General features: G+C 41.7%; 8 protein-coding genes. 4 read left to right on the forward strand and 4 right to left on the reverse strand.

Annotated elements, in window-relative coordinates; all coding sequences use genetic code 11:
* Positions 1 to 90 precede the first annotated feature (90 nt).
* The gene (petM, locus tag V7K32_RS14470; protein WP_118167852.1) at positions 91 to 195 is read right to left on the reverse strand and encodes a cytochrome b6-f complex subunit PetM; all 105 of its coding nucleotides are present in this window, start codon (positions 193 to 195) and stop codon (positions 91 to 93) included.
* Positions 196 to 402: 207 nt separating this feature from the next.
* Between petM and pdxA the strand changes: the two genes are divergently transcribed.
* On the forward strand, positions 403 to 1,491 hold the full coding sequence (gene pdxA / locus V7K32_RS14475) for a 4-hydroxythreonine-4-phosphate dehydrogenase PdxA (protein WP_334994285.1): 1,089 nt from the start codon (positions 403 to 405) through the stop codon (positions 1,489 to 1,491).
* Positions 1,492 to 1,806: 315 nt separating this feature from the next.
* Here the strand turns inward: pdxA and V7K32_RS14480 are convergent, their stop codons facing one another.
* Positions 1,807 to 2,151, reverse strand: a complete 345-nt coding sequence (locus V7K32_RS14480) for a protein rep (protein ID WP_334994286.1) — start codon at positions 2,149 to 2,151, stop codon at positions 1,807 to 1,809.
* A 93-nt stretch (positions 2,152 to 2,244) separates the two neighbouring features.
* On the opposite strand from V7K32_RS14480, the gene V7K32_RS14485 reads away from it, so the two are divergent.
* Positions 2,245 to 2,775: a hypothetical protein gene (locus V7K32_RS14485; protein WP_334994288.1), complete on the forward strand. Its 531-nt coding sequence runs from the start codon at positions 2,245 to 2,247 to the stop codon at positions 2,773 to 2,775.
* Positions 2,776 to 3,101: 326 nt separating this feature from the next.
* Here the strand turns inward: V7K32_RS14485 and V7K32_RS14490 are convergent, their stop codons facing one another.
* Together V7K32_RS14490 and V7K32_RS14495 are read right to left on the reverse strand one after the other, a co-directional pair.
* A complete protein-coding gene (locus tag V7K32_RS14490) occupies positions 3,102 to 4,841 on the reverse strand; it encodes an ABC transporter permease (protein ID WP_334994290.1) in 1,740 nt (579 codons plus the stop codon).
* Positions 4,842 to 5,113: 272 nt separating this feature from the next.
* A complete protein-coding gene (locus tag V7K32_RS14495) occupies positions 5,114 to 6,436 on the reverse strand; it encodes an ABC transporter ATP-binding protein (RefSeq protein WP_334994292.1) in 1,323 nt (440 codons plus the stop codon).
* Between the two features lie 583 nt (positions 6,437 to 7,019).
* On the opposite strand from V7K32_RS14495, the gene V7K32_RS14500 reads away from it, so the two are divergent.
* Both V7K32_RS14500 and V7K32_RS14505 read left to right on the forward strand, forming a co-directional pair.
* The gene (locus V7K32_RS14500) at positions 7,020 to 7,334 is read left to right on the forward strand and encodes a hypothetical protein (protein ID WP_334994294.1); all 315 of its coding nucleotides are present in this window, start codon (positions 7,020 to 7,022) and stop codon (positions 7,332 to 7,334) included.
* Positions 7,324 to 7,692 (forward strand): pentapeptide repeat-containing protein, encoded by a 369-nt coding sequence (locus V7K32_RS14505; RefSeq protein ID WP_334994296.1) that lies wholly within the window; start codon positions 7,324 to 7,326, stop codon positions 7,690 to 7,692. Before V7K32_RS14500 ends, V7K32_RS14505 begins: the two co-directional genes overlap by 11 nt.
* Positions 7,693 to 7,857 lie beyond the last annotated feature (165 nt).

Below are 7,857 nucleotides of genomic sequence, written 5' to 3' on the forward strand. Positions count from 1 at the left end.
CCGTTTACCGGACAGGTTTTTTCATTTCGATCAAAAAGGGAGTGGGGAGAATAATAACTCCTAACTCCTAACTCCTAACTCAGCACTCAATTATTCTTCTGTGCCTTGAATTTTTAGTAACAACGCGCCTAAGCCCCAACCTACGAAGATTAAACCGAAGGACAATAGAGCTGCATTCAAAAGTTCGCCGCCCATTGGTGTGATTCTCCTTATGCAAATTAGTGTGTGTAAACTAGGTCTATCAGAAGCTGTTGAATTGTTGCTGTAGGATTAGACCTGTGTAAATAATCTTAAACTAGTTTAGCAAGTAATCCCTACTTGTTTGGGGGGCAATCCCTACTGTAGAGCGAGAGAACAGGGGGATAGGGAAAAATTTGATGATAATAATTATGAATAAATTTTATGTATCAAAATAATCAAGATAGTTTAGTGAATTTTAGCAAAAAGAATCGCCCGCGTTTGGCACTGACGCTGGGAGATCCGGCAGGAATTGGGCCGGAGGTGATTTTGAAAGCTTTAGCAGAACCGGAAATTAGTAAAAAATATGACGTTACAGTGGTGGGAAACCGGGATTTGCTGGTACAGATTTATCACAAACTGAATTTAACTGAGAATTTAGCACCTTTGGCAAATCCAGACGAGTTGTCAATTATTGATGTGCAGTTGGATGGGGAAATTCAAGGTCAAATTATCGCCGGAACAGGTAATGCGGCCAGTGGTGCGGCTAGTTTTGCGTATATGGAATGTGCGATCGCTCAAACACTGACTGGTAAATTTGATGCTATTGTCACAGGCCCGATCGCTAAATCTGCTTGGAAAGCCGCAGGCTATAATTATCCAGGGCAAACGGAACTTTTGGCAGAAAAATCAGGTGTTGACCGTTTTGGGATGTTATTTGTAGCCCGATCGCCCCATACTAATTGGATACTCCGCACCTTACTAGCCACCACACATATTCCCTTACGTCAAGTAGCTGATACATTAACACCGCAGTTGCTGACACAGAAATTGGATTTGCTGGTGGAGTGTTTGGAGAAAGATTTTGGGATAGAAAATGGGAGAATTGCGATCGCAGGTTTAAATCCTCACAGTGGCGAACAGGGACAAATTGGACATGAAGAACAAGATTGGTTAATTCCCTGGTTAGAGCAAGAGCGGCAAAAACGGCCACAATTACAGCTAGATGGTCTGATACCGCCAGATACGATGTGGGTTAAACCTGGTCAAGCTTGGTATGGAAATTCTGTAGTAAATAATCCTGCTGATGCTTATTTAGCACTTTACCACGACCAAGGCTTAATTCCTGTGAAGCTGATGGCGTTTGATCGCGCAGTTAATACTTCTATAGGTCTTACTTTTGTTCGGACTTCACCAGATCATGGAACAGCGTTTGATATTGCGGGTAAGGGAATTGCTGATGCTACGAGTATGAAAGCAGCGATACATTTAGCGGCTGAGTTGGTTAGTCGAAGGTTGGCGGCTAAAAGTTAGTTATTAATGATGATATAGCAGTCTGAAATTATTTGTTAAAAACAAAATTTTAGACTTATTGGATAAACAAAAAATCTATTTTATAAGGCTATGAGTGAGTGCGATCGCTCTTACATTCTCCATCTATTTTTATATTCTATAACTTGAAAGTGAGTTCAACAAATCTTTCACTACGTTGAACTAAAGTTCAAGTATTACCCTCTCGCCCGTCGGAGAGGGACAGGTCTTTTAATTTGACTAACTAGGGGGACACCATCCAGGGCTATTTCATTCTTATCTAGCCGGCCTCAGAATGAATTCTGAGTCTAATAGCACTCATTCGTCTAAAGACGACTGAGAAAAGCGCTCCCATCTAAAAAACAAACTTTCTCCATCCACCTCCTCTGTTTCTTCACTTTCATCAATGAGGTCTTGGTTTTTATCCTCTAATTCGCGCATATACTGCCTGAGTATACCCCCAACAGCGATCGCTCTACTTTTATGCAGTTGACGGGTTAACTCTAGAAACCATTCTCTATCACCCACTAAATCTGACTCTTTTACCTGATACTTGAGAATTTCAGGGATGAGTAGTGACGGGTTATGATGTTTAGCGATCGCGCTTATTAATCTAATCCGAGTTTTCGCTGAGTTCCTGAATCTGGCAATTACTAAAAGCAATTTCGTCTTTGTCCAACCATAGATAGCCTTGACCCGGAAAACATGTCAGATTACTTGAATAAGTACCAAAAGTCTGATAGGAAAACCATACTAATGAGAATTTGGGCTACTACTGCTGTGCTAGTTTCTTCTTGCTTAATATTTGGAGCCATAGATTCTAAGCCAATCAACGCGACTTCTGTTTTGATAGAAAATGCCATATCATCTCCAGCGCCAACGAATACAAAACAGATTACTCTTAGTAACACCGAGTTCGGGCTGAAGAGAGTTGACTCCAAAGGTAACGTTACCATTTTACGGACAACGAGAGTGCCACTTCAGCAAGGAAACGCCTACGGATGGCGGATTAAACTCAAAGACTACCAAGGGGAAGTGAAATGGCGCGAAGTCTTGCATTTACCAAAACCTCCAGAAACTTGGGGTACAGACAACGGTGAAGACTTTTCAATATCAGCAGATGGCACTACATCTGTGACACGGCGCACACAGTCGGCTCCAGACGGTGTGATTGAGAATTTTTGGACGATCGCTCCTGGCGATCCCCTTGGTAAGTATAGAATAGAGGTCTATATTGATGACCGTTTGATCGGTACTTTCGAGTTTGAACTTATTCCAGTCAAGTAGAGTCAAAGAAAAAACTTGCTCTAATTCCCTCCTTTTTAAGGAGGGTTAGGGAGGATCAAGTCTTAAACCTTTAATTATTTACGCTTTCCTAGATAAACTAAGTCTGTATTAAGTAGGTAGGCATAATTAAATATAAGATCAAAGCTCACCCTCAATCCCTCTCCTTAATATTGTCGGGGTCAGCCGGATAGAGGGTGAGGTTTTATATTTAATTTGACCCACTTACTTAAAATACGTCAGACTATTAAATATAAATCAATACATTTAAGTTAAGCTCTTTTTTTAAAGAACCGCAGAGGCAAGAGAGACACAGAGAGAAGAAGGAATTAAACCAATAATTGATATTTCTCTTGAGCTAGATTGTAAAGTGGTCGCCAAACCAAACGATTGGTTAGGACTACTAAAAGAGACATGACTACAGTTGAAGCTAACAATAGAGAGAAATTGCCTGTAGCTGTGGCGTGAGAAATTGTTGCCCCTAATCCGGGAGTACTAATTACTCGCCCTTGAAATGCGACGTACTCACTAACGATACTGGCATTCCAAGCGCCGCCAACAGCGGTAATAATTCCTGTAATTAGGTAGGGAAAGATTGCAGGTAAAATTAAGGTTCGCCAACGCTGCAAAGTTGATAGTTTATATACCCAAGCTGCTTCGATCAGGTCTGAGGGGATAGACTGCGCCCCAGCAATGACGTTAAACAGGATATACCACATTGTTCCTAACATCATTAGAGCGATCGCACCAATTTGCAAACCACCAGCGATGCGGGTTAAACCTAGCAGCAGCACTGGAAATAAGGCTGTTGCCGGTACAGAAGCGGCGATTTGGACTAATGGTTGCAATACTTGAGCTAACCGTCGATTGCGACCAATTGCTACTCCCACGGGTACTGTCCACAACAGGGATAATATCAAAGCAATTATTACCCGCAAGGCTGTTAACATAGCGCCCTTTATTACTTGTTGCCAATCATCCCAGCCTAAAGTCCGTAATAGTAGTACGGCTTCCCAAGTACCCCACAGCACAATTAAGGTGAAACCGCTAACAAATACCCAATTTAAAAAACTCGGCAAATTTAGGTTCCCTTTGGCATTTACAGGTACAGAACGCACGGGAAACGAGCTAATTAAACTGTTGTCTAGGACTGTTTGTAATGGCTGAAAAACCCGTTTACTAATTGCGCGTAAAGTAGGCGATCGCCTGAAAATATCCAATACCCACGATTGGGGTGCATTTTCTGTTTCAAGCATCTCTAACTTGAATCTTTCTGCCCAAGCAATAAGTGGCCGCCACACAAAAAAATCAGTTATCACAATAATCCCAATCAGCAGCCCCAAGCCCCAGAATATAGCTTTAAAGTCTCCATGATTGGCTGCTGTGCCTAAAAAAGAGCCTAATCCAGGCAAACGAAAATCTTTATTCCCCAAGGTAAATGACTCAATAGCTATTAAAAAAAACCAACCTCCAGCCACCGACATTACACTATTCCATACCAAACCAATTACACCAGATGGTAACTCCAACGTCCAAAAGCGTTGCCAGGGATTAAGCCGATAAACCCGCGTTGCTTCTAGTAATTCTTGCGGAATACTTTGGAGAGATTGGTAAAAACTAAAAGTCATATTCCAAGTCATGCCTGTAAAAATTAGCAAAATCGCTGCTAGTTCTACACCAATTCTCTGACCCGGAAACAGGGCAATCAAAGCCAGCACCACACCTGGTAAAAAAGACAATACTGGAATCGATTGCAGAATATCCAACATCGGAATTAAAATCCGTTCTGCCATTCGGGAGCGATAAGCACTATAGGCATACAATAGGGTGAAAATTAGGGATAAAAAGTAAGCAAGAACCATGCGGATTAGGCTTTGGGCTGCATATCCTGGCAAAGCATTGATGTTTGTAGAAATTGTCAGTTCAGGTTGAAAAGTACCGCTAAATTGTGAAGCAGTTCTAATAATTGCCACAATAAAAGATAAAATCACCATAATCAGCAATCCATCTTGCCAAGTCCAATTACTACGTCCCAGAGTTTTATTAGCAGGAGTGAGTGGTCGAGTCATATAAGTAGGGAGTAGAGGCACATGAAAGGAGAATAACAAATAATATCGTGGCCGGCTAAAGACTTATCTTTTAGACCACAGTTATTACTGGGGGAAAGAGGCTTTTTAAATTTTTACACAGATGCGGGAATCATAAGTGATTAACCGGACTTGATATAACAAATGACAAATGACAAATGACTAATAGACATCTCCAGAAATTAAATATGCGTTATTCAGAACCCTTGTATAGACGCGAAATTTCGCGTCTATACATTCTTTTTCGGAGATGTCTAATGACTAACAACTTGCTCTAAAAATATTTGTCCCGATGGCTCATCATAGCCGTATATCTCGGCGTAACGACCCCAATCAACGACGGTTTTTAATTGTCGTTCGGCTTCTTGTGGGCTAAAGTGACTTTCTAGGATATCCAAAACCAATTCTTCTGGAATACGTTGATTATTTTTCGCTTCTAGAAGACGGTAAATTTGCTGTACTAAACGAATATGAGTTAAGAGTTGCGATCGGATGATTTGTTTGCGATCGTCAATACCACCATTGATAAATTGTTGCCCGATTGGCTTCAAGCTAATATCGCCTTCTGCGAGTTCTACAAAATCCATTAATTTTGCAGCTTCTACAATTGGTAAAATATCATCTACTTCTAGTTGCAATTCTTGGGTAAGCCGAGATAAATCTTTTTCTTGACGATCTTCTAAAATTTCCAAAAGACCGGCAATAGAACCAATTCGCACGGCTGGCAAAGACTGATATTTTGCTGGTGGTGTTGCATCTGTTACAGAGGTAGTAGCTGGGGGCTGAATTTTTTCTAATTCTGGGTTGGTGATAATTGTATAAACCTGATCTACCAGGGCTTGGAAACTTGGGTGTTTGCGATCGCGGTAATGGGGTAAAGTCACAGGTAAATCAGCCCGAATTCTTCCCGGATTGCGTCCTAGAACAATAATCCGATCTGCCATAATTACCGCTTCCTCAATCCCGTGGGTGACAATGAGAATAGCTTGGGTGGGTATCCGACGTTCTAACCACAAATCTAATAACTCAAAACGCAAGTTTTCTGCTGTCAGCACGTCCAATGCCGAAAACGGCTCATCCATACATAACAGTTCTGGTTCTACAGCCAAAGCTCTAGCAAATCCAACTCGCTGACGCATTCCCCCAGAAAGCTCTTTGGGATAGGCATTTTCAAACCCATCCAAACCAATAATATCAATCATCTTCAGCGCCTTTTGCCGTCGAGAATCTGGGGGTTCTCCTTTTGCTTTTAAACCAAGTTCCACATTCTCCAGTACAGTTAACCAAGGATAAAGAGCAAAACTTTGAAAAACAATTGCTACCCCAGGATTTAAACCAACTAAGGGACGATTATGATATATCACTTCACCTTGAGTGGCGGGAATCAACCCAGCAACGATCCGCATTAAAGTAGATTTCCCTGAACCGGAAGGGCCTAGCAATGCAACTATCTCCCCCGGTCGCAACTCAAGACTGATATTTTCTAGGATGACAATCTGCTGGCCGTTGGGCTGTTGATAAGATTTGCTGACACCTTTTAGGAGGATCAGATGTTCTGTTGCTGTTTTAAAGGCCATGGCTCTTTCTGTAAGAGAATAATATAAAGAAGTCGGAAGTCGGAAGTCGGAAGTCGGAAGTACAGTTTTGTAACGGGGATTTAGACACCGCTCTCCACATACTTACGGCTTGTTATAAGCTGGGGACAAAAAAGCGCCGAAGTTTGTTAAATAGAATCTCATGTTGAAGTTATCTTACAATTAAAGCTGCTAAAAATGACTTCTTTAGCAATTTTAACGATCCGGTATGCTTAACTACTCGCTTGCGCGATCATAAATTAGCTGTAAGAGTTAATCAGCGGGGCCACATTTAAATTGCATCATCTGGGCGCTCATGTTGCCCACCCCACAAGAATTATATTTAATTAGATTATGCAAATTAGATGTTTTTTAGCTGAAGATAATTCCACTAATTGCCGCAACAAAAATGACCCCTGCCCGAATATTAAAAGGAATAAATTGCTCTATTAAGTAGGTAGGCGTAATTAAACATAGTGATTACAGATATTAAATAAACAACCTATACTATGGCGGTTACAATAGAAAGACCTTAAGCTGAAGAGTATCTTAAGGATAAAAGTTTAATTTTTGTTGGGTAGCGATCGTGAATACAGAGGAATTCCTGCGATTGATCGAAAAGCAGCGCTCATGTCCTCAGACACTGCCAAAAGCTCTGCAAGCAATGTGGTATGACAAGCAAGGTGATTGGAACAAAGCTCATGAAATAGTTCAAAATGCCAACGATGCTGATAGTGCCTGGGCTCATGCTTACCTGCACCGCAAAGAAGGCGATTTGAAGAATGCCAATTTCTGGTATCGTCGCAGTGGTCAGCCAGAGTTTTCAGGAGAACTAAGCCAGGAATGGGAACAAATAACTTCTGTATTGCTAAAGAAGGTGAACGCTTCACATGAATGCTGAGGAATTAAAACGGCGTTTTGCCGCAGGAGAAAGATATTTTCCAGCCGTCAACTTGAGTAGGGACAAGTTGATTGGAGCCTATTTGCCTGGAATCAATTTATGGGGTTGTGACTTGAGTGGAGCCAACCTAGCTAAAGCTAAACTCTGGGGAGCAGATTTGAGTAGAGCTAACTTAGCCAAAGCAAACTTGACCAGAGCTAATTTGAGCGGTGTCAAACTCAATGAAGCAAATCTTCGGGGAGCAAAACTCAACTATGCTAAGTTGTATGGAGCAAATCTGACTGGCGCTTACTACGATGAGAGTACACGGTTTTCTAGAGGTTTTGACCCTATCAGTCAAAATATGCGAAAGGTGTGAAGGGGACTGGGGACACTTTCGACTTGCTCAGTCCCCTTTAACTAATTCGGCGGAATTCCCCATCCGTCTGTAGCTCAGGGGATGGATAGCCGGGGGACGACGAAAACACCTCCGACTAACATTAACCGCAGGTTAATTAAGAAGTGGGGTGGTTGAGAAGTCGCC

The sequence above is a fragment of the Nostoc sp. genome (assembly GCF_036917635.1).
Lineage (GTDB): Bacteria > Cyanobacteriota > Cyanobacteriia > Cyanobacteriales > Nostocaceae > Nostoc.

Coding starts and splice junctions, on each gene's coding strand:
- V7K32_RS14495 (WP_334994292.1), bottom strand. CDS start 6,436: ATGGCCTTTAAAACAGCAACAGAACATCTGATCCTCCTAAAAGGTGTC.
- V7K32_RS14505 (WP_334994296.1), top strand. CDS start 7,324: ATGAATGCTGAGGAATTAAAACGGCGTTTTGCCGCAGGAGAAAGATAT.
- V7K32_RS14485 (WP_334994288.1), top strand. CDS start 2,245: ATGAGAATTTGGGCTACTACTGCTGTGCTAGTTTCTTCTTGCTTAATA.
- petM (WP_118167852.1), bottom strand. CDS start 195: ATGGGCGGCGAACTTTTGAATGCAGCTCTATTGTCCTTCGGTTTAATC.
- V7K32_RS14490 (WP_334994290.1), bottom strand. CDS start 4,841: ATGACTCGACCACTCACTCCTGCTAATAAAACTCTGGGACGTAGTAAT.
- pdxA (WP_334994285.1), top strand. CDS start 403: ATGTATCAAAATAATCAAGATAGTTTAGTGAATTTTAGCAAAAAGAAT.